At 67.6% G+C, this 26,750-nt stretch carries 26 protein-coding genes; 15 read left to right on the forward strand and 11 right to left on the reverse strand.

Going from position 1 to position 26,750, the window contains the following annotated elements; genetic code table 11:
* The first annotated feature begins 40 nt into the window (after positions 1 to 40).
* From glmS to B7P44_RS16370, 3 genes are read left to right on the forward strand one after another with little or no spacing between them, the layout of a single operon-like run.
* Positions 41 to 1,873, forward strand: coding sequence for a glutamine--fructose-6-phosphate transaminase (isomerizing) (gene glmS, locus B7P44_RS16360; RefSeq protein ID WP_084905881.1), 1,833 nt, complete (start codon positions 41 to 43; stop codon positions 1,871 to 1,873).
* Positions 1,874 to 1,912: 39 nt separating this feature from the next.
* Entirely contained in the window at positions 1,913 to 2,371 is a 459-nt protein-coding gene (locus B7P44_RS16365) for a hypothetical protein (RefSeq protein WP_084905883.1), read from the forward strand.
* Positions 2,371 to 2,589 carry a DUF6566 family protein gene (locus tag B7P44_RS16370; protein WP_084905885.1) on the forward strand — a complete coding sequence of 73 codons (219 nt, stop codon included), beginning with the start codon at positions 2,371 to 2,373 and terminating at the stop codon, positions 2,587 to 2,589. Before B7P44_RS16365 ends, B7P44_RS16370 begins: the two co-directional genes overlap by 1 nt.
* Before the next feature lie 65 nt (positions 2,590 to 2,654).
* Here the strand turns inward: B7P44_RS16370 and B7P44_RS16375 are convergent, their stop codons facing one another.
* Entirely contained in the window at positions 2,655 to 3,491 is an 837-nt protein-coding gene (locus tag B7P44_RS16375; RefSeq protein WP_084905887.1) for an FTR1 family iron permease, read from the reverse strand.
* 12 nt (positions 3,492 to 3,503) lie between these two features.
* Positions 3,504 to 3,836 (reverse strand): cupredoxin domain-containing protein, encoded by a 333-nt coding sequence (locus B7P44_RS16380; protein ID WP_084905888.1) that lies wholly within the window; start codon positions 3,834 to 3,836, stop codon positions 3,504 to 3,506.
* A gap of 349 nt (positions 3,837 to 4,185) precedes the next feature.
* Here B7P44_RS16380 and B7P44_RS16385 point away from each other — a divergent pair, with 349 nt between their 5' ends.
* Positions 4,186 to 4,386 (forward strand): heavy-metal-associated domain-containing protein, encoded by a 201-nt coding sequence (locus B7P44_RS16385; RefSeq protein ID WP_084905890.1) that lies wholly within the window; start codon positions 4,186 to 4,188, stop codon positions 4,384 to 4,386.
* Positions 4,387 to 4,437: 51 nt separating this feature from the next.
* On the opposite strand, the gene B7P44_RS16390 is transcribed toward B7P44_RS16385, so the two are convergent.
* Both B7P44_RS16390 and B7P44_RS16395 read right to left on the reverse strand, forming a co-directional pair.
* Positions 4,438 to 5,928: an aldehyde dehydrogenase gene (locus B7P44_RS16390; protein ID WP_084905891.1), complete on the reverse strand. Its 1,491-nt coding sequence runs from the start codon at positions 5,926 to 5,928 to the stop codon at positions 4,438 to 4,440.
* Between the two features lie 85 nt (positions 5,929 to 6,013).
* On the reverse strand, positions 6,014 to 6,565 hold the full coding sequence (locus B7P44_RS16395; RefSeq protein WP_084906744.1) for a cupin domain-containing protein: 552 nt from the start codon (positions 6,563 to 6,565) through the stop codon (positions 6,014 to 6,016).
* 455 nt (positions 6,566 to 7,020) lie between these two features.
* Here B7P44_RS16395 and B7P44_RS37505 point away from each other — a divergent pair, with 455 nt between their 5' ends.
* The 11 genes from B7P44_RS37505 (at position 7,021) to B7P44_RS16450 (ending at position 19,859) form a co-directional block, all read left to right on the forward strand.
* Positions 7,021 to 7,206 (forward strand): hypothetical protein, encoded by a 186-nt coding sequence (locus B7P44_RS37505; protein WP_084906746.1) that lies wholly within the window; start codon positions 7,021 to 7,023, stop codon positions 7,204 to 7,206.
* Between the two features lie 300 nt (positions 7,207 to 7,506).
* A complete protein-coding gene (locus tag B7P44_RS16405) occupies positions 7,507 to 8,298 on the forward strand; it encodes a gamma-glutamyl-gamma-aminobutyrate hydrolase family protein (RefSeq protein WP_084905893.1) in 792 nt (263 codons plus the stop codon).
* 28 nt (positions 8,299 to 8,326) lie between these two features.
* Entirely contained in the window at positions 8,327 to 9,664 is a 1,338-nt protein-coding gene (locus B7P44_RS16410; RefSeq protein WP_084905894.1) for a glutamine synthetase family protein, read from the forward strand.
* Positions 9,665 to 9,692: 28 nt separating this feature from the next.
* Entirely contained in the window at positions 9,693 to 11,120 is a 1,428-nt protein-coding gene (locus B7P44_RS16415; RefSeq protein ID WP_084905896.1) for an aspartate aminotransferase family protein, read from the forward strand.
* Positions 11,121 to 11,177: 57 nt separating this feature from the next.
* Positions 11,178 to 12,296 carry a polyamine ABC transporter substrate-binding protein gene (locus B7P44_RS16420; RefSeq protein WP_084905897.1) on the forward strand — a complete coding sequence of 373 codons (1,119 nt, stop codon included), beginning with the start codon at positions 11,178 to 11,180 and terminating at the stop codon, positions 12,294 to 12,296.
* Between the two features lie 138 nt (positions 12,297 to 12,434).
* A complete protein-coding gene (locus B7P44_RS16425; protein WP_084905899.1) occupies positions 12,435 to 13,589 on the forward strand; it encodes an ABC transporter ATP-binding protein in 1,155 nt (384 codons plus the stop codon).
* Positions 13,586 to 14,572, forward strand: coding sequence for an ABC transporter permease subunit (locus B7P44_RS16430; RefSeq protein WP_084905900.1), 987 nt, complete (start codon positions 13,586 to 13,588; stop codon positions 14,570 to 14,572). The genes B7P44_RS16425 and B7P44_RS16430 overlap by 4 nt, the downstream gene beginning before the upstream one ends.
* Positions 14,569 to 15,402: an ABC transporter permease subunit gene (locus B7P44_RS16435; protein ID WP_084905902.1), complete on the forward strand. Its 834-nt coding sequence runs from the start codon at positions 14,569 to 14,571 to the stop codon at positions 15,400 to 15,402. Before B7P44_RS16430 ends, B7P44_RS16435 begins: the two co-directional genes overlap by 4 nt.
* Positions 15,403 to 15,532: 130 nt before the next feature.
* On the forward strand, positions 15,533 to 17,128 hold the full coding sequence (locus tag B7P44_RS16440; protein ID WP_084905904.1) for a DUF3138 family protein: 1,596 nt from the start codon (positions 15,533 to 15,535) through the stop codon (positions 17,126 to 17,128).
* Between the two features lie 100 nt (positions 17,129 to 17,228).
* Positions 17,229 to 18,533, forward strand: coding sequence for an NAD(P)/FAD-dependent oxidoreductase (locus B7P44_RS16445; protein WP_084906748.1), 1,305 nt, complete (start codon positions 17,229 to 17,231; stop codon positions 18,531 to 18,533).
* 24 nt (positions 18,534 to 18,557) lie between these two features.
* Positions 18,558 to 19,859 carry an NAD(P)/FAD-dependent oxidoreductase gene (locus B7P44_RS16450; RefSeq protein ID WP_084905905.1) on the forward strand — a complete coding sequence of 434 codons (1,302 nt, stop codon included), beginning with the start codon at positions 18,558 to 18,560 and terminating at the stop codon, positions 19,857 to 19,859.
* A 101-nt stretch (positions 19,860 to 19,960) separates the two neighbouring features.
* On the opposite strand, the gene B7P44_RS16455 is transcribed toward B7P44_RS16450, so the two are convergent.
* The 7 genes from B7P44_RS16455 to B7P44_RS16485 all read right to left on the reverse strand — a co-directional run bounded on the left by B7P44_RS16455 (position 19,961) and on the right by B7P44_RS16485 (position 26,727).
* The gene (locus B7P44_RS16455) at positions 19,961 to 20,635 is read right to left on the reverse strand and encodes a DUF799 domain-containing protein (RefSeq protein WP_084905907.1); all 675 of its coding nucleotides are present in this window, start codon (positions 20,633 to 20,635) and stop codon (positions 19,961 to 19,963) included.
* Between the two features lie 10 nt (positions 20,636 to 20,645).
* Positions 20,646 to 21,062: a DUF4810 domain-containing protein gene (locus B7P44_RS16460; RefSeq protein ID WP_084906750.1), complete on the reverse strand. Its 417-nt coding sequence runs from the start codon at positions 21,060 to 21,062 to the stop codon at positions 20,646 to 20,648.
* A 55-nt stretch (positions 21,063 to 21,117) separates the two neighbouring features.
* Entirely contained in the window at positions 21,118 to 21,795 is a 678-nt protein-coding gene (locus tag B7P44_RS16465; protein WP_084905909.1) for a CsgG/HfaB family protein, read from the reverse strand.
* A gap of 600 nt (positions 21,796 to 22,395) precedes the next feature.
* Entirely contained in the window at positions 22,396 to 23,751 is a 1,356-nt protein-coding gene (gene gor, locus B7P44_RS16470) for a glutathione-disulfide reductase (RefSeq protein WP_084905910.1), read from the reverse strand.
* A 232-nt stretch (positions 23,752 to 23,983) separates the two neighbouring features.
* Positions 23,984 to 24,211, reverse strand: a complete 228-nt coding sequence (locus B7P44_RS16475; RefSeq protein WP_042586494.1) for a hypothetical protein — start codon at positions 24,209 to 24,211, stop codon at positions 23,984 to 23,986.
* A gap of 285 nt (positions 24,212 to 24,496) precedes the next feature.
* A complete protein-coding gene (locus B7P44_RS16480) occupies positions 24,497 to 25,618 on the reverse strand; it encodes a porin (RefSeq protein ID WP_084905912.1) in 1,122 nt (373 codons plus the stop codon).
* 413 nt (positions 25,619 to 26,031) lie between these two features.
* Positions 26,032 to 26,727, reverse strand: coding sequence for a YoaK family protein (locus tag B7P44_RS16485; RefSeq protein WP_084905914.1), 696 nt, complete (start codon positions 26,725 to 26,727; stop codon positions 26,032 to 26,034).
* Positions 26,728 to 26,750 lie beyond the last annotated feature (23 nt).

Consider the following 26,750-nt stretch of genomic DNA (forward strand, 5'->3'; position numbering starts at 1 on the left):
CGCCGTCGTTGCGCCCGCTTCGACTTACAGGACTGTTTTCATGTGCGGCATTGTCGGCGCAGTTGCAAAGCGTAATATCGTTCCGGTGCTGATCGAAGGTCTGCGGCGCCTCGAATACCGCGGCTACGATTCGTGCGGCGTCGCCGTGCTCGAACCGGACGCCCCTACGCCGGGTGCCCCGAAGCGCGCGCGCAGCGTCGCGCGCGTCGCCGACCTCGACGCGCAGGTCCGCGAGTCGCACCTCGAAGGCGTCACGGGCATCGCGCACACGCGCTGGGCCACGCACGGCGCACCGGTCACGCACAACGCGCACCCGATCTTCTCGTCGAACGCGCTCGCGCTCGTGCATAACGGCATCATCGAGAACTTCGAGTCGCTGCGCGACGCGCTGCGCGCGAAAGGCTACGAATTCGTGTCGCAGACCGACACCGAAGTGATCGCGCACCTCGTGCACAGCCTGTATCGCGGCGACCTGTTCGCCGCGGTGCGCAACGCGGTGCAGCAGCTGCACGGCGCGTATGCGATCGCGGTGATCCACAAGGACCAGCCGCACACGGTCGTCGGCGCGCGCCAGGGCTCGCCGCTCGTCGTCGGCTACGGCGACGGCGAGAACTTCCTCGCGTCCGACGCGCTCGCGCTGGCAGGCAGCACCGACCACTTCACGTTCCTCGAGGAAGGCGACGTGTGCGAGCTGTCGCTCGACGGCGTGAAGATCGTCGACCGCCACGGCGCGGCGGCGCAGCGCGAAGTCCGCGTCGTCAGCGCGTACGGCGGCGCGGTCGAGCTCGGGCCGTACCGGCACTTCATGCAGAAGGAAATCTTCGAGCAGCCGCGCGCGATCAGCGACACGATCCCGCAGGCCGACGCGTTCGACGCCGCGCTGTTCGGCGACGCCGCGGCCGCCGCGTTCGGCGAGATCGACAGCCTGCTGATCCTCGCGTGCGGCACCAGCTACTACTCGGGCCTCACCGCGAAGTACTGGCTCGAATCGATCGCGAAGATCCCGACCCAGGTCGAGATCGCGAGCGAATACCGCTACCGCGAATCGGTGCCGAACCCGCGCCAGCTCGTCGTCGTGATCTCGCAATCGGGCGAGACGGCCGACACGCTCGCGGCGCTCAAGCACGCGCAGTCGCTCGGCCATGCGCACACGCTCGCGGTGTGCAACGTCGCGACGAGCGCGATGGTGCGCCTCACCGAACTGCAGTTCCTCACGCATGCGGGCACCGAGATCGGCGTCGCGTCGACGAAGGCGTTCACGACCCAGCTCGTCGGGCTGTTCGTGCTGGCCGCGACGCTCGGCAAGCTGCGCGGGCACGTGGACGCCGCGCAGGAAGCCGAGTACCTGAAGCAGCTGCGCCACCTGCCGGCCGCGCTGAACAGCGTGCTCGCGCTCGAACCGCAGATCATCGCGTGGTCGGAAGAATTCGCGCGCAAGGAAAACGCGCTGTTCCTCGGCCGCGGGCTGCACTACCCGATCGCGCTCGAGGGCGCGCTGAAGCTGAAGGAAATCTCGTACATCCACGCCGAGGCGTATCCGGCGGGCGAACTGAAGCACGGGCCGCTCGCGCTCGTCACGGAAGCGATGCCGGTCGTCACGGTCGCGCCGAACGACACGCTGCTCGAGAAACTGAAGTCGAACATGCAGGAAGTGCGCGCGCGCGGCGGCGAGCTGTACGTGTTCGCGGACGCGGACACGCAGATCGTCAACGACGACGGCCTGCACGTGATCCGGATGCCGGAGCACTACGGCCAGCTGTCGCCGATCCTGCACGTCGTGCCGCTGCAGCTGCTCGCGTATCACACCGCCTGCGCACGCGGCACCGACGTCGACAAGCCGCGGAACCTCGCGAAGTCGGTGACGGTGGAATAAGCGGCGCGGCGCGCCGCCGATGAGACAGACGGAGAAAGCATGGTGAGACTGATCGGATGCGGATTGCTGGCGCTGGCGTGTGCGACGCCGGCCATGGCCGCCGACCATTACGTCGAGGTGTGGAATCCGCCCGAGGCGCGCACGGCTGCGCCGCGTCCGCCGGCGGCGCACGCCCCCGACGCACATGCGGCCGCCCCCGCGAAGCATGCCGCCGTCCAGCAAAAGGCGGTCGCGAAGCCGCACAAGCGCCACGTCGCGCCCGCCACGCAGACGCTGAAGACGGGCGCGCATCGCATGCCGGCGGCCGGCACGCCGTCCGCCACGCCCGCCGCGCGCCCCGTCGCCCAGCCCGCACCGGGCCGGCTTACGGTGATGCAGCCGGACGCGCAGGATTCGCCGCATGGTCTCGCCTTCACCGACATCCCGCGGCAATACACGCCGGACGGCAACGTGCTGCGCGTCGGCACCCGCAACGGCCCCGCCAAGGTGACACGATAATGGAAGCAGAAAGCTACCACGGCTACCAGATCTGGGGCCACGCGATCCTGCAGCAGGACGAGATCATGCAGCCCGAGCGCTTCGCGGCAAGCGGCACGATCACGCAGAACAACAAGCTCGTTGAAGCGTCGGGCGTGCTCGGCGTGTTCGACACCGATGACGAGGCGCGCGTCGCCGGGCTCGAATGGGCGCGCGCGTGGATCGACAACCACCGCTGAGCGCAGGCCGGTAAACGAACGAAGGGGCGTCCATGACGCCCCTTCGCTCATTCAGACCCCGTCACTCAGGCGACCGGTCGCGGCGGCCGCACCGCGCCTTGCGGCCGGCCGACGAACCGCGCCAGCACGACGATCGTCGCCAGCGTCGCGAGGTACACGGCGATCTGGATGCCCGCCGGACGCGCGGTATAGCCGATCAGCGTATGCAGCGCCTTGCCGACGAGGCTCGAATCCTTCAGCAGCCACGACGTATCCCACACCGCGTCGCCCCACGACGGCACGAGGCCGGCCGCCAGCAGGAAGCCGACGCACTGGCTCGCCATCCCGGCCGCGAGCAGCACGATCAGCCCGTTGGTGACGGAGAACAGCCGCTTCAGCGGAATCCGCAGCAGGCCCGCATACATCGCATAGCCGAGCCCCGCGCCGCCGAGCACGCCGAGCAGCCCGCCGGCGATCATCTGCGGCGTCTGCCCCGGATCGCCCGCCGCGATGCCGTACAGGAACAGCACGGCCTCGGAGCCTTCGCGCAGCACCGCGACGCCGACGACGATCGCGAGCCCGGTCAGCGGCTTGCTGCCGGCCGCAACCGCCCGGCCGACCGCGGTCATGTGCAGCGCCATCTCGCGGCCATGCTTGCTCATCCAGATGCTGTGCCACGCGAGCATCAGCGTCGCAACGAACATCACGCCCGCGTTGAACACCTCCTGGCCCATCCCGGACGCCCACTGCGAGATCACGTCGGCGAACGCGGCGATCAGGCCGGCGCCGATCACGCCGCCGACCAGCCCGCTGCCGACCCACCAGCCGCGCCGCGGCACGCCCTTCGTGGCGGCCATCACGATCGAGACCACCAGCGCGGCCTCGAGCACTTCACGAAAGACGATCAGGGCGGTAGACAACATGATGGCGTGCGCTTACTTGACGGTGAGCTTCGTCTTCGACTGAGCTTCGTGGTACTCGTCGTGGAACTCGTAGGTGCCGGCCTTCAGCGGCCCGACCAGGATCTCGGCCGACTTGCCGGCGGGAATGACCTTCTCCGCCTTGAAGTCGTCGCTTTCGAATTCGGCGGGCGTCGCGTCGAGGTTCTTCACGACGAACTTCACCTTCTTGCCGGCGGGAATCGTCACGCCTTCGGGCGAGAACTTGTGGTCCTTCAGGGTCAGGTTGACGACGTCGTCGGCCGCGAATGCGGAGGTGGCCGACGCGCCCAGCAGGGCCAGAGCGAAACCGAAAGCGAAACGATTCATGATCAGGAGTAGAAAGAAATGCGGGAGAGGAATTGATACTAAGAGCGATTCGCATTTCCGCATCAATTACCCTTGTTCGCAAAATGGGGATCGCGCTTCACATCGTTTCACAAGCCTTTGTCTCAAAAGGTATTTCCTCGCCGACGCGGCAGACCCTGAACGGTCAATCAGGCTAAATACCGACTGACGATCCGATCAAAGTTTTTATTCGTCTGATGACACGCTGACGAATGGCTGTCGCATCGTGCAGGCGGCGCACGGGGTATCCTGCGCACCGGCGCGCACACGCTTGACCTTCCCACGATGGCAAGCTTCATGCTGTGCGGGCTCGTCAACTCTGGAGAAAACCATGGAATTCGAAGTTCAGGACATGACCTGCGGCGGCTGCGCGAACGCGATCACCCGCGCGGTGACCGCGGCCGATCCCGCCGCCACGCTCGACATCGACGTCGCCGCGAAGCGCGTGTCGGTCCAGTCGACCCAATCCGCCGAGCGCGTGCAGTCGATCATCGAAGCCGCGGGCTTTCATCCCGCGCTGCGCGCCGCGTAACGCGCACCGCCGGCTCCCGTACCACAGGGAGCCGGCAGCGCGCGGCCGGCGTCACCGCAGCCGCACGAGCGTCGACTTCAGCTCCGTGTACTTCTCGAGCGCATGCAGCGACTTGTCGCGGCCATTGCCCGACTGCCTGTAGCCGCCGAACGGGAAGTTCATGTCGCCGCCCTCGTCGTAGCAGTTCACCCACACGGTGCCCGCGCGCAGGCGTCGCGACACCTCGTGCGCGGTCGTCAGGTTCGACGTCCACAGCGCCGCGGCCAGCCCGTACTCGGAATCGTTGGCGATGCGCACGGCTTCGTCCACGTCGTCGAACGCGATCACCGACAGCACCGGCCCGAAGATCTCCTCACGCGCGATCCTCGCATCGGGCTTCACCTCGAACACCGTCGGCTCGACGTAGAAGCCGCCCGTCTCCTGCTTCACGCGCGCCCCGCCCGTCACCAGCCGGCCTTCCTGGCGCCCCGCGTCGATATAGCCGAGCACGCGCTCGAGCTGGATGCCGTCGACGATCGCGCCCATCGACACCGCCGGATCGAGCGGATTGCCGGGCACATACGCGCGCGCGGCCGCGACGAGCTTCTCGATGAACACGTCCTTGATGTCGCGATGCACGAGCAGGCGCGAGCCCGCGGTGCACATTTCGCCCATGTTGTAGAAGATCGCGCCGGCCGCGGCCTGCGCCGCGCGATCGAGATCCGGGCAGTCCGGCAGCACGATGTTCGGCGACTTGCCGCCGAGCTCGAGCCACACGCGCTTCAGGTTCGATTGCGCCGCGTACTGCATGATCAGCTTGCCGACCGCGGTCGAACCGGTGAATGCAATGCAGTCGACGCCGGGATGCAGCGCGAGCAGCTTGCCCGGCTCGCCCGCGCCCGGCACGACGTTGAACACGCCCGCCGGAATGCCGGCCTCGTGCGCGAGCTGCGCGACCTTGATCGCCGTGAGCGGCGACTTCTCCGACGGCTTCAGCACGACGCTGTTGCCGGCGGCGAGCGCGGGACCGAACTTCCACGCGGCCATCAGGATCGGGAAATTCCACGGCACGACCGCCGCGACGACGCCGACCGGCTCGCGCGTGACGAGCCCGACCAGGTGATGATCGGCCGGCACGACTTCGCCGCCGACCTTGTCGATCGCTTCGGCGAACCATTCGACGCAATACGCGGCGCCCGGCACGTCGACCGTCGTCGTGTCGCCGATCGGCTTGCCGGCATCGAGCGTCTCGAGCAGCGCGAGCTCGTCGAGATGCGCGCGCATCAGCGCGGCCCAGCGCAGCAGCACCGCCTTGCGCGCACGCGGGTTCAGCCCGGCCCACACCTGCGCGTCGAACGCGCGGCGCGCGGCCGCGACGGCCGCGTTCACGTCCGCCTCGCCGCAATCGGCGACCTGCGCGAGCACGCGGCCGTCGATCGGGCTCACGCAGTCGAAAGTCCGGCCGGACTGCGCATCGCGAGACGCGCCGTCGATGAACGCGCGCCCTTCGATCGCGAGCGACGCTGCCTTGTCCTGCCAATCTTTCAAAGTCAACTTGTTCATCAGGATGCCTCAATGGTTGTGGCATTCGCCGCGGGTGGGCGGCAGCGCACGTCGTGCGGCCGGTGGCGAATGCGATGACGCGCGATCAGAAGGTCGGCGGCGAGTTGGCCGAGACGACCTCGCAGACTTGCTCCGCGCTGGGATTGCGAAAACGGTGCGGCAAACGGCTTTCGAAGTAGTAGCCGTCTCCGGGATCGAGCAGCCAGGTCGCGCCGTCGACGGTGAGCTCGAGCCGGCCCGACACGACGACGCCGCCCTCGTGCCCGGCATGCGCGAGCATCTCGGGCCCTGTGTCGGCGTGCGGCTGGTAGACCTCGCGCATGATGCACATGTTGCGGTCCTTCACGCCTGCGCCGACGAGATGAAACGCGAGCGTGTCGTTGCCGAGGTTCGGCATCGCGTCGCGGCGCGACACCACGGTGCGCGACTCGACGAGCTCGAACGTGAAGAACTCGGCAAGGCTCATCGGAATGCACTCGAGCAGCTTCTTCAGCGAGCCGACCGACGGGCTCACGCGGCCCTGCTCGATCAGCGAGATCGTGCCGTTGGTCACGCCGGCCCGCTTCGCGAGTTCGCGCTGCGACAGGCCATGCTTGTTGCGCACGAAACGCAGGCGCTCGGCGACTTCGGTGGACATCGATTCGGTTTCGGACACGATAAGTGCGAGGAAAGAATGAAACGACGCGTGGAGCGGCCGTTGAATATTCTAATCACTTTATGTCGGGTATTGGCGGGGAAAACCCTGAAAGGCGTCCGAAATATTCAACACTTTTCCGCCATTCCATTCACGCATATTTTATTCGCAGTGCTTCGGGAAAGCCCTGATCGAAGACCATAAAAAAACATTTGACGCCGTTTTTGGCTCGTATATGCTGGCTCTCAGGTCAGCGTCATTGAACCGTCACGCGCATCGAAACGCGTTATTGCAACGCAAAAAACCGATGCCCGCCGAGGTTCACGGCGCGCGACCCGCGTCTCGATTATTTAAACGCCTCGCGCGTTCAGGCAATCAGGCGTTCAATACTTTCAACGAACCAGTCGAGTGTAATCGTGAGAGTCCGTGGCCCTCTGGTGAGGTGGGATCGTGGCGATGTGCGAAGTCTGCGCAGCGCCGCCCCGACCATCACCGATGGCAGTTGCGGCTGGCATAGTCCTCGCCTGCTGCATCTGTCCATCTACACCATCCTGTCCCGTCGTTCCGTCCGGCGTCACAACGCCGTCTCCGCACGCGCGTTCGTCGCCATCCATACCGACGAAGTGGCGTCGCTGCTGCCATAGCGCCTCTTTCCCTTTCACGTCGTCCGTTTCGCCCGCATCCCGTCCGCCGCGTCGCCTGACCGGTGACGGATGGCGCTCGCGCATGCATTGCCGCGCGCTGCGCCGCACCACGAAACGAACGTCGGCCTGATCGTCGCGCGCAACGCGACCCGTTCCGGATCTCCCGCTGCGCGCCCTTATCGGCAGCCATGCGCCTCGCGCACGGCTGCGGGGCCGTGTCGCGCCTGCAATCTGCGCTAGCCATGCTGGCCGCGCCGGTCGCCTCGCTTCACGGTTTGCTTAGGTAACCTGATCGACGCCATGGAAAGGAAACCCCTCGTCGGCATCACCGCCGACATGACGCAAATCGGTGCGCATCCGTCGCATACGGTCGGCGACAAGTACATCGCCGCCGTCGTCGACGGCGCGCATGCGCTCGCGATGGTGCTGCCCGCGCTCGGCGAGCGCCAGTCGGTCGATGACATCCTCGATGTGGTCGACGGGCTGCTGTTCACCGGCAGCTATTCGAACGTCGAGCCGCATCGCTACGGCGGCGAACCGAGCGCGCCCGGCACGAAGCACGACGCCGCGCGCGACGCAACGACGCTGCCGCTGCTGCCCGCGGCGATCGCGGCCGGCGTGCCCGTGCTCGCCTTGTGCCGCGGCTTCCAGGAGCTGAACGTCGCCTGCGGCGGCACGCTGCATCAGCGCGTGCACGAAGTGCCGGGCCTCGCCGACCACCGCGAGGACGACAACGCGCCGCTCGACACGCAATACGGCCCCGCGCACGCGGTGCGCCTGACGCCCGGCGGCGTGTTGCACGCACTCGCGGACGGTCGCGACGAAGTGCGCGTCAATTCGCTGCACAAGCAGGGCATCGCGCAGCTCGGCGCCGGTCTCGCGATCGAGGCGGTCGCGCCGGACGGCCTGATCGAGGCCGTGAGCGTCGCCGGCGCCGCCGCGTTCGCGCTCGCCGTGCAATGGCATCCGGAATGGCGGCATGCGCACGACCCGCTGTCGACCGCGATCTTTCGCGCGTTCGGCGACGCGTGCCGCGCCCGCCGGGACGCCCGTACGAACGCCGGGGCCGGGGCCGCCGCCGCGCTCGCGTGAGCGCGCCGACCAACCAACGAGAACAAACATGCACGACATAGACGAATTCCTGAAGAAACACCGCATCACCGAGATCGAAGCGATCATTCCCGACATGGCCGGCATCGCGCGCGGCAAGATCACGCCGCGCAACAAGTTCACGTCCGGCGAATCGATGCGGCTGCCGCAGGCCGTGATGGTGCAGACCGTCACCGGCGAATATCCGGAAGACGGCTCGCTGACCGGCGTGACCGACCCCGACATGGTGTGCGTGCCCGACACGTCGACGATCCGCCTGATCCCGTGGGCGGTCGACCCGACCGCGCAGGTGATCCACGACTGCGTGCACTTCGACGGCTCGCCGGTCGAGATCTCGCCGCGCTACGTGCTGCGCCGCGTGCTCGACCTGTACAAGGCGAAGGGCTGGAAGCCGGTGGTCGCGCCCGAGCTCGAGTTCTACCTGGTCGACATGAACAAGGACCCGGACCTGCCGCTGCGCCCGCCCGTCGGCCGCACGGGCCGCCCCGAAACGGGCCGCCAGTCGTATTCGATCGAGGCGGTCAACGAGTTCGATCCGCTGTTCGAGGACATCTACGAGTACTGCGAATTGCAGGATCTCGACATCGACACGCTGATCCACGAGGTCGGCGCCGCGCAGATGGAGATCAACTTCATGCACGGCGACGCGCTGTCGCTCGCGGACCAGGTGTTCCTGTTCAAGCGCACGGTGCGCGAGGCCGCGCTGCGTCACAACATGTACGCGACGTTCATGGCCAAGCCGATGGAAGACGAACCGGGTTCGGCGATGCACGTGCACCAGAGCATCGTCGACGAGGAAACGGGCCAGAACCTGTTCACGTCGCAGGAGACGGGCGGCGCGACGTCAATGTTCTACAACTTCCTCGCCGGCCTGCAGAAGTACACGCCGGCGCTGATGCCGATCTTCGCGCCGTACATCAACTCGTACCGCCGGCTGTCGCGCTTCATGGCCGCGCCGATCAACGTGCAGTGGGGCTACGACAACCGCACGGTCGGCTTCCGCATCCCGCACTCGGGCCCGGCCGCGCGCCGCATCGAGAACCGCATCCCGGGCGTCGACTGCAACCCGTACCTCGCGCTCGCCGCGACGCTCGCGGCCGGCTATCTCGGGATGACGCAGCGCCTCGAGCCGACCGAGCCGCTCGTCAGCGACGGCTACGACCTGCCGTACCAGCTGCCGCGCAACCTCGAGGAAGGGCTGACGCTGATGGCCGCCTGCGAGCCGCTCGGCGAAATCCTCGGCCACAAGTTCCTGAAGGCGTATTTCGCACTGAAGGAAACCGAATACGAAGCGTTCTTCCGCGTGATCAGCTCGTGGGAACGCCGCCATCTGCTGCTGCACGTGTAAGCGTGCGCAACCGCCATACGGAGGAAACATGACATACCGCAACGAATCGGCCTGGATCCAGCCCGCCGCGCCGGCGGCCCGCACCGCGCAGGCCCGCACCACCGCCGAATACCGCGCGCTCGACGCCGCGCATCACATCCACCCGTTCTCCGACATGGGCGCGCTCAACCGCACGGGAAGCCGCGTGATCGTGAAGGCGGACGGCGTCTATCTGTGGGATTCGGACGGCAACAAGATCATCGACGGGATGGCCGGCCTGTGGTGCGTGAACGTCGGCTACGGCCGCAAGGAACTCGCCGACGCCGCGTACCGCCAGCTGCAGGAACTGCCGTTCTACAACACGTTCTTCAAGACCACGCATCCGCCGGTGATCGAACTCTCGGCGATGCTCGCGGAAGTCACGCCGCCGGGCTTCAACCACTTCTTCTACTGCAACAGCGGCTCGGAAGGCAACGACACCGTGCTGCGCGTCGTGCACCAGTACTGGCGCGTGCAGGGCCAGCCGCGGAAGAAATACGTGATCTCGCGCAAGAACGGCTATCACGGTTCGACCATCGCCGGCGGCACGCTCGGCGGGATGGGCTACATGCACGAGCAGATGCCGTCGAAGGTCGAGCACATCGTGCACATCGACCAGCCGTACTTCTTCGGCGAAGCGCAAGCCGGCGAAACGCCCGAGGCGTTCGGCCTCGCGCGCGCGCAGCAGCTCGAAGCGAAGATCCTCGAACTCGGCGCGGAGAACGTCGCCGCATTCATCGGCGAGCCGTTCCAGGGCGCGGGCGGCGTGATCTTCCCGCCGTCGACGTACTGGCCGGAGATCCAGCGGATCTGCCGCAAGTACGACATCCTGCTCGTCGCCGACGAGGTGATCGGCGGCTTCGGGCGCACCGGCGAATGGTTCGCGCACCAGCACTTCGGCTTCGAGCCGGACCTGATCACGCTGGCGAAGGGGCTGACGAGCGGCTACGTGCCGATGGGCGCGGTGGGCATCCACGAGCGCGTCGCGCGGCCGATCATCGACAACGGCGAATTCAACCACGGCCTCACCTACTCGGGCCACCCGGTCGCGGCGGCGGTCGCGGTCGCGAACCTGAAGCTGCTGCGCGACGAAGGCATCGTCGCGCGCGTGAAGACCGACACGGGCCCGTACTTCCAGGCGCTGATGCGCGAGACCTTCGCGCGCCATCCGATCGTCGGCGAGGTGCACGGCGCGGGCCTCGTCGCGAGCCTGCAGCTCGCGCAAGCGCCGGCCGAGCGCCGCCGCTTCGCGAACGGCGGCGACGTCGGCACGATGTGCCGCGACTTCTGCTTCAACGGCAACCTGATCATGCGCGCGACCGGCGACCGGATGCTGCTGTCGCCGCCGCTCGTGATCTCGCGTCAGGAAATCGACGAACTCGTGTCGAAGGCGAAGAAGGCCGTCGATGCGACCGCCCAGCAACTGGGTATTTCGTAACGGCTTTGCATATGGGCCGCGCATGCGCCGCGGCCACCTTACCAGGGGAACTCCACCATGCGTGCTCGCACTCTTCGCCAAGCCTGTTCCGCCGTCGCCCTCGCCGCCGCGGCCGCGTTCACGTCGGTCGCCAGCCCGCCGGCGCAGGCCGCCGACGAGCTGAACGTCTACAACTGGTCCGACTACATCGCGCCCGACACGATCCCGAACTTCCAGAAGCAGACCGGCATCCACGTCAAGTACGACAACTACGACAGCGACGACACGCTGCAGGCGAAGCTGCTCGCCGGCAGCTCGGGCTACGACATCGTCGTGCCGACGTCGAACTACATGGCCAAGCAGATCCAGGCCGGCGTCTACCAGAAGCTCGACAAGTCGAAGCTGCCGAACCTCGCGAACCTCGATCCGCTGCTGATGAAGATGATCTCGGACGCCGACCCCGGCAACCAGTACGGCGTGCCGTGGGCGTACGGCACGGACGGCCTCGGCTACAACGCGCAGGCGGTGAAGAAGGCGCTCGGCGAGAACGCGCCGGTCGACAGCTGGGCGCTGGTGTTCGACCCGGCGAACATGTCGAAGCTCAAGGGCTGCGGCGTGTCGTTCCTCGACCAGGCCGTCGACGTGTTCGCCGCGACGCTGCAGTACATGGGCAAGAACCCGAACAGCACGAACCCCGCCGACTACCAGGCGGCGTTCGAAGTCCTGAAGAAAGTCCGCCCGTACATCACCCAGTTCAACTCGTCCGGCTACATCAACGACCTCGCGAACAACGACATCTGCGTCGCGCTCGGCTGGTCGGGCGACGTCGGCATCGCGCACCGCCGCTCGGCGGAAGCGAAACGTTCGTACGACATCAAGTTCGCGAACCCGAAGGAAGGCGGGCTGCTGTGGTTCGACGTGATGGTGATCCCGAAGGACGCGCCGCATCCGGAAGCCGCGCTGAAGTGGATCAACTACGTGTCCGATCCGAAGGTCAACGCGGCCATCACCAACACGGTGTTCTACCCGACCGCGAACAAGGCCGCGCACCAGTTCGTCACGCCGGCCGTCGCGCAGGACCCGACCGTGTATCCGGCCGAGGACGTGCTGAAGAAGATGACGCTGATGAAGCCGATGCCGGCCGACATCCTGCGTCTCGAGAACCGTCTGTGGGCGCAATTGAAGACCGGCCACTGATCGCCTTGCGCGCCGCGGACTGACCGTCCGGGCGCGCGCCCCGCTCCACCCGGCACGAGCCGTTTCCGCGAGTCGCATCCTGCGCCTCGCGCGGGGACGCTCACGCCTGCAATCCGTGACGAACGAATGGTGAACCCCATGCAATCGATACCCTCTACCGCAGCTGCGCGCCATGCGCAGCCGGCCGCCGCGGCCCGCACGACGCACGACGCGTTCGTGCGCATCGAAAACGTCGTGAAGAAGTTCGGCGACAGCACGGCCGTCGACAACGTGAACCTGACGATCGCGAAAAACGAGCTGTTCGCGCTGCTCGGCAGCTCGGGCTGCGGCAAGTCGACGTTGCTGCGCATGCTCGCCGGGCTCGAAACCGCGACCGCCGGCAAGATCTACGTCGACGGCGAGGACCTCGCGTCGCTGCCGCCGTATCGCCGCCCGGTGAACATGATGTTCCAGTCGTACGCGCTGTTCCCGCACATGTCGGTCGAGTCGAACGTCGCGTTCGGCCTGAAGCAGGAAGGCACGCCGAAGCACGAGATCAGGGAACGCGTCGCCGATGCGCTCGCGCTGGTGCAGATGAGCAAGTACGCGAAGCGCAAGCCGCACCAGTTGTCGGGCGGCCAGCAGCAGCGCGTCGCGCTCGCGCGCTCGCTCGTCAAGCGCCCGAAGCTGCTGCTGCTCGACGAGCCGATGTCCGCGCTCGACAAGAAGATCCGCCAGAAGACCCAGCTCGAGCTCGTCAACATCATCGAGAAGGTCGACGTGACCTGCGTGATGGTCACGCACGACCAGGAAGAGGCGATGACGATGGCGAGCCGCCTCGCGGTGATGAGCGAAGGCAAGATCGTGCAGATCGGCTCGCCCGGCGAAGTGTACGAATACCCGAACAGCCGCTTCTCGGCCGAGTTCATCGGCTCGACCAACCTGTTCGAGGGCCGCGTCGTCGAGGACGAGCCCGACCATATCTTCGTCGAGAGCGACGACCTCGAGACGCGCATGTACGTGAGCCACGGCGTGACGGGTCCGCTCGGGATGCCGGTCGGCATCTCGGTGCGGCCGGAGCGCATCCACGTGTCGCGCGACAAGCCGCATTCGCCGCACAACTGGGCGCGCGGCGTCGTCACCGACATCGCGTACATGGGCAGCTACTCGCTGTACCACGTGCGCCTGCCGAGCGGCAAGACCGTCGTGTCGAACCTGTCCAGCTCGCACCTGATGCATGACGGTGCGCCCGCCTACAACGACGACGTGTTCGTCTCCTGGTCGCCCGCCAGCGGCGTGGTGCTGACGCAATGAGAACTTCCGCTCCCTCCTCCCCCGCGCCGGTGTCGTCCGGTGCCGTGGCCGCAAGCGCGGCCCCCGCGCGCAAGCGCCGCCTCGCCGCGCTGTCGCGCTTCCTGCCGTCCGGGCGCAGCGTCGCGATCGGCGTGCCGTTCGTGTGGCTCGCGCTGTTCTTCGCGCTGCCGTTCGTGCTGGTGCTCAAGATCAGCTTCGCCGACCAGGTGATGGGCATTCCGCCGTATTCGGCGCTGATGCAGATCCAGGACGGCGTCGTGCACTTCGCGGTCCAGCTCGGCCACTACGCGTTCCTGCTGAAGGACGACCTGTACGTCGCGACCTACCTCAGCTCGCTGAAGATGGCCGCCGTGTCGACGCTGTTCTGCCTGCTGATCGGCTATCCGATGGCGTACTACATCGCGCGCTCGGAGCCGGGCACGCGCAACGTGCTGATGATGGCCGTGATGCTGCCGTTCTGGACGTCGTTCCTGATCCGCGTGTACGCCTGGATCGGCATCCTGAAGGACGACGGCCTGCTGAACCACGCGCTGATCGCGCTGGGCATCATCCACACGCCGCTGCGCCTGTATCACAGCGACGCGGGCGTCTACATCGGGATGGTCTATTCGTACCTGCCGTTCATGGTGATGCCGCTGTACGCGCACCTCGTGAAGATGGACCTCACGCTGCTCGAAGCCGCGTACGACCTGGGCGCGAAGCCGTGGGTCGCGTTCACGCAGATCACGCTGCCGCTGTCGAAGAACGGGATCATCGCCGGCAGCCTGCTGGTGTTCATCCCGGCGGTCGGCGAATACGTGATCCCGGAACTGCTCGGCGGCGCGGACACGCTGATGATCGGCCGCGTGATGTGGGACGAGTTCTTCAACAACATGGACTGGCCGATGGCGTCCGCGGTGACGGTGGCGATGGTGCTGCTGCTGCTCGTGCCGATGGCGCTGTTCCAGTACTACCAGGTCAAGGAACTGGAGGAGGCGAAATGATCAAGCCGAGCAAACCGCTGTCGACGGGCGTCCTCGCGTTCGGATTCCTGTTCCTGTACATCCCGATCATCAGCCTCGTCGTGTATTCGTTCAACGAGTCGAAGCTCGTCACCGTGTGGTCGGGCTTCTCGCTGAAGTGGTACGCGTCGCTGTGGCAGGACGACGAGCTGCTGTCGGCCGCGTGGCTGTCGCTGAAGATCGGCCTGCTGACCGCCACCGCGTCGGTCGTGATCGGCACGTGGGCGGGCTTCGTGCTCGCGCGCTTCGGCCGCTTCCGCGGCTTCACGCTGTACACGGGGATGATCAACGCGCCGCTCGTGATTCCCGAAGTGATCCAGGGCATCTCGCTGCTGCTGCTGTTCGTCGCGCTCGAGCAGATGTTCGGCTGGCCGAAGGGACGCGGGATGGTCACGATCTGGATCGGCCACGTGATGCTGTGCGTGTCGTACGTCGCGATCATCGTGCAGTCGCGCGTGAAGGAGCTGAACAAGTCGCTCGAGGAGGCCGCGCTCGATCTCGGCGCGACGCCGCTGAAGGTGTTCTTCGTGGTCACGCTGCCGCTGATCTCGCAGGCGCTGCTGTCGGGCTGGCTGCTGTCGTTCACGCTGTCGATCGACGACCTCGTGCTGTCGGCGTTCCTGTCGGGCCCCGGCTCGACGACGCTGCCGCTCGTCGTGTTCTCGCGCGTGCGGCTCGGCCTGAATCCGGAGATGAACGCGCTCGCGACGCTGTTCATCACGGCCGTCACGATCGGCGTGATCGTCGTGAACCAGATGATGATCGCGCGCGAACGACGGCGCGTGGCCGACATGCGGCTCGCGTTTTCCTGAGCGCCCCGCTCACCGCTCATCCATCAAAACAATGACGCGGCCCCGTGCGTTCCGACAGATGCGCCGCACGGGCGCCGCGCTGCGCTCATCGCATTTTTTTGCCGACATACGACCGCTAGGAGAATCCGTGATGAAGAAGAAACTGATCTGCCTGCTGGTGGCCGGCGCGCTGCCGGGCATCGCGCTGGCCGACTCGACGTCCGCCCAGCTCAAGGCGCTGCAGGCGCAGGTCGCCGCGCTGCAGAAGCAGATGAAGGCGATGCAGGCGCAGCTCGCCGCGAAGCCCGGCGGCGCCGCATCTGCGATCGCACAGGGCGGCGCGCCGGCCGGCGGCCGGCCGGCCGCGGTGGCCGCGGCGGCCGCCGATCCGTCGTCGCCCGACTACGGCAAGTCGCAGGCCCTGCTGACCAACGACGACGTGACCGAGATGAAGCAGCAGATCGCGAACCAGCAGCTGAAGGTCGACTCGCTGTCGGACGCGGCGAACACCGGGCCGATCGCCGGCCTGTCGATCACCGGCTACATCGATCCGACCTACATCTACAACCGCGCGCCGGGCACGTCGTCGTTCCTGTTCGCGAACCACGAGAGCGTGTACAACTACTTCAACAGCACGTTCGGCGACCTGTACCTCGACATCAAGAAGACCTTCGGCGTCGGCCCGATGGCGCCGTCGGCGGAGATCACGCTGATGCCGAACCGCGGCAACGGCATCACGCTGCTGCAGAACTCGCGCAGCAGCAACAACATCGGCAACAACCTGCTGAACACGGCGGTCGTCAACGTGCCGCTCACCGCGACGACGACGCTCGTCGCCGGCCTGATCCCGAGCTTCGGCGGCTACGAGGTGCAGCAGTCGAACCAGATGCTCACGCTCACGCACAACCTGCTGTACGACTTCTCCGACCCGGGCGCGTACGTCGGCATCGGCGCGAACTACACGAAGGGCAACTGGGCGTGGAAGTTCTTCGTCGGCAACGAGCAGTACCGCACCTACGGCTCGGTCACGACGACGGGCACCAACGCGCTCGGCGATCCCATCACCACCAGCAACAAGGTGCCGACCTTCACCGCGCGCGCGGACTACACGTGGTCGAGCGCGCTCGACCTCGGCGGTTCGTTCAACATCGGCCGGCAGACGCTGTCGAGCGCGATCGATTCGAACGGCGTCGTCCACTACGGCCCCGGCGGCGCGGCGCCGAGCGCGTACGGCTCGTTCTTCTTCGGCGAGCTCGACGCGACCTACACGCTCGCGGACGTGCAGTACAACGCGGAAGTCGACTACGGCCGCCAGGATCATGCGGCGTTCAACGGCGGGCTCGCGCAGTGGTACGGGCTGTCGCTGCTCGCGCACCGCAAGTTCAACGCGCCGGTGGTCGGCCGCATGGGCGTGACGCTGCGCTACGATCTGCTCGCGAACAGCAAGAACGGCGGCGGCGGCGGCGGCATCGCGCTGAACGGCAACGGCATGGACCCGAACAACGGCTTCGGCGTCGACGCGGACTGCCTCGCGATGTCGAAGGCCGGCGGCGGGCTCGGCTTCGAGTGCAAGGGCGCGGTGCGCCAGGACGTCGCGCTCGACCTGCTGTTCTATCCGACCCAGCAGATCACCGTGAAGGTCGAATACCGGCACGACTGGGCGAACAACAAGGTGTTCCTGCGCCACGACGGGTCGTACGGCAAGTCCAACGACCTGCTCGCGACGCAGTTCATCTATTCGTTCTGATGCCGGCCGCGCGGGACGCCGTGCGGCGCGCGCGGCGTCCCGCGCAAGGCTTCACGCAGGATTCCGGCGCGTTGCGCGCCGCATGGAGGGAGTCGGTTTCATGAGCCAGTCTTTCACCCGTCGCGCCGACGCGCTCGCGCGCGACTCGTACTACGAAGCGAGCGCCGCGCGCCCCGCGGCCGACGACCCGTCGCTCGACGGCGCGCTCGACGTCGACGTGTGCGTGATCGGCGCCGGCTTCGCGGGCCTCTCGACCGCGCTGGACTGCCGAGCGCGCGGCTTGTCGGTCGCCGTGATCGACGCGCACCGGCCCGGCTGGGGCGCGTCGGGCCGCAACGGCGGGCAGGCGATCGCCGGCTTCGCGAAGGACGAGGCGATCGAGCATCAGCTCGGCGCCGACGGCGCGCGCGCGGCGTGGGCACTGTCGCTCGACGGCGTCGCGCTGATCGCCGAGCGGATCTCGCGCTACGGCATCGACTGCGACTTCACGCGCGGCTACCTGACCGTTGCGACCAAGCCGGGCCGCATCGGCGACCTGCGCGCATGGATGGACGCGGCGAGCTCGCGCTGGGGCCATCCGTCGCTGACGTGGCTCGACACCGACGCGATCCGCGCGCGCATTGCGTCAACCCGCTACCTCGCCGGCGTCCACGATCCGCTGTCGGGCCACCTGCATCCGCTCAAGTACTGCCTCGGCCTCGCCGACGCCGCGCGCCGCGAAGGCGTCGCGCTGTTCGCGCATACGCCGGCGCTCGACGTCGTGCGCGGCGCGCGGCCCATCGTGCGCACGCCGGCCGGCGAGATTCGCTGCCGCTTCGTCGTGTCGTGCTGCAACGCGGGGCCGGGCGGCGTGCTGCCTGCGGCGACGGCCGCGCGCATCGCGCCGATCGCGTCGTACATCATCGCGACCGAACCGCTCGGCGAGACACGCGCCGACGCGCTGATCGCGCGGCGCGAAGCGGTGTGCGACAACAACTTCTTTCTCGACTACTTCCGGCTCTCCGCCGATCACCGGATGCTGTTCGGCGGCCGCGCGAGTTCCGCGGGTGCGTCGCCCGCCGCGCTCGCCGGCGCGATCCGGCGGCGCATGACCGGCGTGTTCCCGCAGCTCGCCGACGTGCGCGTCGACTACGCATGGGGCGGCTTCGTCGACGTCACGCGCAACCGCGCGCCGGACTTCGGCGCGATCGACCCGACCTTCTTCTACGTCCAGGGCTTCAGCGGGCATGGCGTCGCGCTCACCGGCATCGCCGGGCGCGCGGTCGCCGGCGCGATCGCGGGCGACACGCGCGCGTTCGACCTGTTCGCGCGCCTGCGCCATCGCCGCTTCCCGGGCGGCGACGCGTGGCGGCAACCCGCGCTCGCGCTCGGCATGCTGTATCACCGGCTGCGCGAGCTGTGCTGAGCCCATTCATTCGTGTTCCTGACCATGCAGACATTCGCGAACCAACCGCATGCCGCGTCGTACTACGCGGCCACCTCCAACGATACGACGCGCCACGCGCCGCTCGCCGGCGCCGTCGACGCCGACGTGTGCGTGATCGGCGCGGGCCTGACCGGCCTGTCGGCCGCGCTCAATCTCGCCGAGCGCGGCCATTCGGTCGTCGTCCTCGAAGCGTCGCGGGTCGGCTGGGCCGCAAGCGGCCGCAACGGCGGGCAGCTGATCGGCGGCTACGCGTGCGACATCGACACGTTCGCGCGCTACCTGCCGGACGCCGACGTGAAGCGCATCTGGGCGATGGGGCTCGAAACGCTGTCGCTCGTGAAATCGCGCATCGCGCAGCACGCCATCGATTGCGCGCTGGTGCCCGGCTACCTGACCGCGGCGAACACCGCGCGCGATGCCGATGCGCTCAAGCGCTGGCGCGACGACGCCGCGAAGCGCTTCGGCTACGAGCGCCTGCGGTTCGTCGAAGCGGACGACCTCGGCGGCTACGTGCAGTCGTCGCGCTACCGGGGCGGCCTGTACGACCCCGACAGCGGCCACCTGCATCCGCTGAACTACACGCTCGGCCTCGCGCGCGCGGCGACCGGGGCCGGCGTGCGCATCCACGAGCACAGCTGCGTGACGCGCGTGCGCGACATCCCGGCCGGCCATCTCGTCGAGACGGCGCAGGGCCACGTGCGCGCGCGCTTCGTCGTGCTCGCGTGCAATGCGTATCTGGGCGCGCTCGCGCCGGCGCTCGCGAGGAAGATCATGCCGGTGGGCACCTACGTGATCGCGACCGAGCCGCTCGGCGAATCGCGCGCCGCCGCGCTGATGCCGGCGCGCGCCGCGGTCTGCGACAGCCGCTTCGTGCTCGACTATTTCCGGCCGGCGCCGGACACGCGGCTCGTGTGGGGCGGCAAGGTCAGCTACTCGACGCGGCAGCCGCGCCATCTCGCGCAAGCGATGCGGCGCGACATGCTGAAGACGTTCCCGCAGCTCGCGGACGTGAAGGTGGAATACGCATGGGGCGGCTTCGTCGACATCACGATGAACCGCGCGCCGCATTTCGGGCGCGTCGCGCCGACGCTGTATTTCGCTCAGGGGTTCTCGGGGCACGGCGTGAACACGACCGCGCTGGCGGGCAAGCTGATCGCCGAGGCGATCGACGGGCAGGCAAGCCGCTTCGACCTGTTCGGCCGGGTCCCGCATCGCGATTTCCCGGGCGGCGCGCGGCTGCGCACGCCGGCGCTGGTGCTCGCGATGAGCTGGTATCGGCTGCTGGACGCGTTCGGCGTGCATTGAGCCGGCGCCGAAACGCACACGGCGCGCATGACGCGCGCCGTGGCTTGAGTGGCGGCCGGCCGCCAGATGCCGTCGTCACGACGGCACTGCAGGGCAGCCCGTCAGTCGGTGCCGTACTTGCTCGAACGCGGGCCGTACAGCAGGCCGGTCGGCGGGCCGGCCGACAACAGGCGATTGCTGGTCAGCGCGGCCACGTCGTGGGCCTCGTCGGTCAGCGAATGCGCGATCTGCTTGACGGCGGCCTGCACGAGCACACCGACGATCCCGAAACCGCCGACGCCCATGTTGGTGCCGATTTCCTTGCCGTTCGCGCTGCCTTCGCCCTGCCACAGCACGTCGCCCGTTTTCAGGTCGACGAGCTTGGCCGACGCGGTCACCACCGTCGTGCTGTCGATGATCTGGTACACCGAGCCGTACTTCGAGACCTTCGAATACAGCGCGGCGTCCGCGCCGAAGATTTCGCGCAGCTTGGCCGGCGGCGCGTCCTGGATCTCGGCGGCGTTGGTCAGGCCGTTCTGCTTGAAGGCCTCGTCCATCACCGCCACCGGCACCACGTAATAGCCGGCCTCGGCGAGCGGCAGCGTCATCTGCGACAGCATCCCGTAGGTCGCCGCGACGTCGTTGGTTTCGTTGACCGGCGGCAGCACGAGGATCGAACGCGGCTGGCTCTTCTTGAACGCCGTGTAGTCGGCGTGCTTCACCGGCTGCGCGCAGGCGCTCAGCAGCGCGACGATCGACAGCACGGACAGCAGCTTGAATGAAATGGTCTTGAACATGGCAGGTGCGTCACTGTTTGGCGGTGTTCTGATCGACCGGCTTCTGCTCAGCCGTTTTCTGCTCGGCCGGCTTCTTCGCCGCCGGTTTGTGCTTCATCAGGAAGTCCATGAACGGCGACGATTCCGGAAACAGCTGCTTCTCCGCCTGCAGTTCCTGTTCGGCCTGCTGTTCGCTGCCGACGCTCGCGTACAGCATCCCGAGATGCGCGTGGAAGCCCGGCGGCGGCGTGTTGCCCTTCGCCCGGATCTGCTGCAGCGCCTTTTCGAGCGCGTCGATCTGCTCCTGCGGCGACGTCTTGCCCTTGAAGTACTCGTACACCTGCGGCTGGTAGCCGTTCCATTGATAGAGCGGCGGCGTGGTCGGCGCCGCGCAGCCCGCGAGCAGCAATGCGGCGGCCGTTGCCGGCAGCCAGATACCCCGTTTCATGGTCATTTCTCTTCTTGTTGATGTGGTGAATCGGTGAAGCCGTGATGCGCAACGCTTACTTCGCCGGCTTCAGCGCGCCGGCGTCGACCTGGTCGACGAGATGGTTGACGGCCTCCTGGATCGCGAGATCGAGCACCTTGCCGTTGAGCGTCGAGTCGTAGCTCGCGGTGCCGCCGAAGCCGATGATTTCGCGGTTGGACAGGCTGAATTCGCCCGCGCCCTGGCTCGATGCGATCACTTCCGACGTCGTCGTGTCGACGATGTTCAGGTTGACCTTCGCATACGCGACCTGCGTCTTGCCGTTGCCGAGGATGCCGAACAGCTGGTGATCGCCGACGTCCTTGCGGCCGAATTCGGTCACGTCGCCCGTCACCACGTAGTTCGCGCCCTTCACCGCCTGCGCCTTCTTCATGAAGCCGGCTTCCTGCTTGATCTCCTCGAGGTTCTCGCGATCGAGCACGTTGAAGCGGCGGCTCTGCTGCAGGCGCGTGACGAGGATCGTCTTCGCCTGGCCGCCGAGGCGGTCGATGCCGTCCGAGAAGATGCCGCGCATATAGCTCGAACGGTTGTCGAACTTGCCGACCGCGATCGCGACCGGCTTGCCCGTGTACGGGCGCTGCGCGCTGCTGACGACCGGCACGTCGAGCGTGCGCGACGATTCGGTCGCGCAGCCGGTCAGCGCCGCGACGAGCGCCGCGGCGACGAGGACGTTGCGTCGTGTCTGGATGTTCACTGCTGATCTCCTTGCGTGGAAAGAATGCCCGTGGCGGGCGCGCCGGCGCGCGCACGAGCGGGACTTCAAGGCGGCGTCGGCGCGCACGCGCGCGCCGATGCGTCGCTCGACGCGACGCGATCACGCAACGCGGCAGGCGTCGCCTTGGGTGCTATCAGGAAAATAAAAGCGGATGCGCGCGTGACGAGCGAGTCACGGCGAATGGCGGGCCGGCGGCGAAATCGTCACGATTCGCGCGCGGCGTGGTTACCCCGTTGTTCTGATTGCTGCGCTGTTGATCGCGCATGGTCGGCCCCGTTTCTGGTTTGGCGCGATGATAGCAAACGCGTTGCCGAATATGCCTTGTCGTGACTCGACCGGCGCACGGCATCCCGCATCCGCACCTCATCGCGGTTGCGCGCGACGCCCCGCGGGAAGCGGGAAAGCGGGCGTCACGGCGATCCGCGAACCCGAACGACGCGGTTGGACCCTGCCGCCGTTCGGGAATATCAGGCATTCGCAAACGCACAGCCTGAATGCCGCCGTTCGGAACCTTGCATCTCGTGATAACGGCACGCGGTTCGCATTCTGTAGGGCGCGCGGCGCGCGATCTCCGGCTGGTCAGTCCGCCACCTTCTGCCGCATCGTGACGAACTCTTCCGCCGCGGTCGGGTGGATGCCGATCGTGTCGTCGAACTGCGCCTTCGTCGCGCCCGCGCGGATCGCGATCGCGATGCCCTGGATGATCTCGCCCGCGTCGCGCCCGACCATGTGCGCGCCGACCACCCGCTGGCTGTCGCGCGCGACGACGAGCTTCATCAGCGTGCGCTCGTCGCGGCCGGACAGCGTGTGGCGCAGCGCCTTGAACGACGTGCGGTAAATATCCACTGCGCCATGCACGTCGCGCGCACGGGCTTCAGTGAGGCCGACCGTCGCGACCTCGGGCTGGCTGAACACCGCCGACGGCACCCATTCGTGATCGGCCGCGACGCGCCGCCCGCCGAACAGCGTCAGCGCGAGCAGGCCGCCGTCGCGCGTCGCGACCGGCGTGAGCTGCGGCCGCGACGTCACGTCGCCGATCGCGTGGATCGACGCGACCGAGCTCGCCGAATACGCGTCGACCGCGATCGCGCCGCGCGCATCGAGCGCGACGCCGGCCGCCTCGAGATCGAGGCCCTCGACGTTCGGCACGCGTCCGGTCGCATAGAGCACCGCATCGTACGGCCCGTGGTGCGCGCCGCCGACGCGCACGCTCAGTGTGCCGTCGGCCGCGCGCTCGATCGCGTCCACCGACGCGCCGGTGTGGATCGTCACGCGCTGCTTCGTCATTTCGTCGGCGAGGAACTGCCGGACGTCGTCGTCGAAGCCGCGCAGGATCTGCGCGCCGCGATAGAACAGGTCGACGCGGCTGCCGAGCCCGTTGAAGATGCCCGCGAACTCGACCGCGATATAGCCGCCGCCGACCACGGCGACGCGCGCCGGCAGCGTCGCGAGCGACAGCGCCTCGCGCGACGTGATCGCATGCTCGATGCCGGGCAGCGGCGGCAGCGACGGGCGCGACCCCGTCGCGATCGCGATGTGGCGCGCGGCGATACGGCGCTCGCCGAGCGCGACCGTGTGCGCATCGACGAGGGTTGCACGCCCCGCGTGCATCTCGACGCCGGACTGCCGCAGCAGGTTCACGTAGATGCCGCTCAGCCGGTTGATCTCGCGATCCTTCGCGGCGATCAGTGCGGGCCAGTCGAGCGTGCCGGCGCCGAAGGTCCAGCCGAAGCCCTGCGCGTCCTCGACTTCATGCGGGTAATGCGATGCGTAGACGAGCAGTTTCTTCGGAATGCAGCCGCGCAGCACGCAAGTGCCGCCGATCTGCTCTTCTTCCGCAATGCCCACGCGCGCGCCGTATTGCGCCGACATCCGGGCCAGCCTGACGCCGCCCGAGCCGGCGCCGATCACGAACAGGTCGTAGTCGAATTCCATCGCATGCCCTCATCGAGTTCGGATGACGGCACGATAGCAAGATTCCGGTTTTCCTGCGGCGCGCGGCGCCCGCGCAAAAAAAACGGCGAGAGACCTTGCCTCTCGCCGATCAATCCGGCTGCCGGGTTCGTCATGCGTCACCGATCGACCGCATGCCCGACCCGCCGGCTGCGCGACGCCGGCTCGCCCGTCCGCGCGGCTTGCGCGGGCGCGGCCGAGCCGGCCGCCATGCTCATGCCTGCGACGTGTCGCCGCCGTCGGTCGCCTGCGTATCGTCTGCCGCTTGCTCGGGCTTCTCTTCCTTCTTCTCGAGCATGCCCTCGAGCGCTTCCGCGCCCTTGAAACCGGCGACGGCCGCCGCCGCCTTGGTCAGGAGACCCGCATCCGGATCGACTTTCTCTGCCGCTTCGACGGCCGCCACGGCGCCCGCGATTTCGCCAACGGTGTTCAGGATACCCATCATCATCCCCTTTCAAGGTCAATCGTGAAGCGCATCGTTCCACGAAAAAAAACCGGCTGACAGCGTTTGTCATCACCGGATACACAATTTACCGACCGCGCCGGCCACGCCGAGCGATCCATGCAGCTTAGCGGAACACCTGCGCGCGGACTGTAAAACTATGTTCCGGAATGCCGACGAACGGCTTACGGATACGCGGTGCGCGTGTCGAGCAGACGAAAAAAAGAGATCCCCGCGGGGATCTCTTCGTCGCGAGCCGGACGCCGGTCCGGCACAGGCGATTTATCAGAAGATATTGCGCAGGCCGATCGCGATACCCGTCTGGTTGCTGCGGCCCGGCAGCTCGACGTTGGCCGCGCCGTTCGTCTTGTTGAAGTCGACCGTGCCGTAGATTTCCGTGCGCTTGCTCAGCGCGTACTCGGCGATGCCCACGATCGCGTAGCGATTGCCGCTCGCGAGCGTGCCGTTCGCGGTCATCGCGTTGCGCATGTGGTCGTAGTAGAACGCGCCCGTCAGCGTCAGCGGCGCGCTGGCCTGCCAGCTCACGCCCGCGAACGGACCGTCGTCGATCCGGCCGGTGCCCTTCGCAGTCGGAATCTTCTGCTGCGCGAGCAGGCTGTCGACGAAGCCCGTATCGTCCTTCGAGCGCAGGTAGCCCGCGTAGACCTTCACCGTGCTGAACGCGTAGACGACGTTCGCGTGATAAATGGTCTGCTTGCGTGCCGAGTTGTCGCTGTTCTGCTGCGCGCCGGCCGCGATGCTGAGCGGGCCCATCACGTACGACAGCGAGATACCCCACGCATTGCCCTTGCCGAGCGAGCCGGGGATCTGGCCGGAGAAGCCGCCGGGGCCGGTCTTCTCGTAGTTCGTGCCGGTCGAGTACATCGCGCTCGCGGTCAGGCCGCTGAACGTGCCCGTGTACTTGATCTGGTTGTCCGCGTACAGCCCGCCGCCGAGCGCCACCGGCAGCCACGCGTTCTCGAAGTAGTTGCCGACGGTCAGCGGATCGTAGGTGTCCGACAACAGGTCGAACAGCGGCGTCTTCTGACGGCCGAGGGTCACAGTGCCGTACGGGCTCGACAGGCCGACGTACGCGGCGCGGTTGAACATGCGGCCGCTGTCCGAGAACGCACCGCTTTGCAGGTCCACGCCGCTCTCGAGCTTGAACAGCGCCTTCATCCCGCCGCCGAGGTCTTCGGTACCGTAGATGCCGAAGCGGCTGTTCGTGATCGCGCCGTTCGTCATCGACAGCAGGCCGTCGTTCTTGGCGTTCGCGTTGGTCAGGTAGCGGACGCTGACGTCGGCGACGCCCCACAGCGTGACCGAGCTTTGTGCCGCTGCGTATTGGCTGGCGAAGGCCAGCGCGGCGCCCCCTGCGAGTGCTGCGAGTCTGGTGGTCTGCTTCATGAGCGATCCCATATTTGTTGGTGTCTCCTTACATGGCCGGCCGCATGCGCGGCCGGGTGACAATCGCGCGCGTTCTTGGCGCGCGCGACGTGGCGAGAATCATAAGATGACTCCGAATCGCGAAAGAAATTGAAATGCGTGGTAACGGTTCGATTGTCGTCAGCGCACAACGCCCGTCACGCGCAGGGCTTGCGCGACGGGCGGGCGATTCGGCAGGAATCCGTCACGACTCGGGCGGGCGGCGGAGGGATCGCCGGGAGTGAGCGGGGATGCGGTTGATGCGGCGCAGCAGACGAGCTGCGAGGCTGCGAGCGAGACGGCAAGGCAATGACACGGCGACGTGACGGGCGCGGACCGGTTCCACAGCGGCGACGGATGCCGCGCCGCAGCACGGAACCGACCGCGCTTCGCCGTCAGCCGGCCGCGCCGGCGCCCGCGTCGACGCGGCGCCACGCGCGCCGCACGATTTCGGCGAACGCGCCTGCGAGCAGCAGCACCGCGCCCCACAACGCGACGCCCGGCACGAGGCGCGTGACGAGGCCGCCGGCCACGGCGCCCGCGAGAAAGCAGAAGCTGATCGTCGCGAGCAGCGCCGAATCGTGCAGCGCGCCGGCGTCGTAGCGCGGAATCAGCCCGACGAACAGCTTCTGCGCGGCGCGCCGCAGGTTGCCGGTCGTCATCACGGAGGTGTACGACAGTTCCTCGAGGTGCGTGAACGACAGCGTCTGCAGCGTCGCGACGAACGAGATGCCGGGAATCAGCCACGCGCTCGACGCGCCGACGACGCCGCTCGCGGCGATGCCGAGAAACGCGATCTCGACGATCAGGCTCGCGAACGCGGTGTGCCGCATCCAGCCGCGCTGCGCGGCGAGCCCGAGCAGGTGTGCGACGAACACTGCGATCACAAAGCCGACGAGCGGCGGCACGTGGTGCAGCGCCGCGGCCCACTCGCCTGCCGACAGGTTGATGCCGAGCAGCGCGACGTTGCCGGTCATCGTGTTCGCGAACACGTGGCCGTGGCCGACGTATGTGTACGCGTCGAGATAGCCGCCGGACAGCGTCAGCAGCGCGGCGACCGTGAGATTGCGGCTGGCGCCGTCGAGATCCATCGGTCCTCCGGTTCCTTCGCGCG

Source organism: Burkholderia ubonensis subsp. mesacidophila, from assembly GCF_002097715.1.
Classification (GTDB): domain Bacteria; phylum Pseudomonadota; class Gammaproteobacteria; order Burkholderiales; family Burkholderiaceae; genus Burkholderia; species Burkholderia mesacidophila.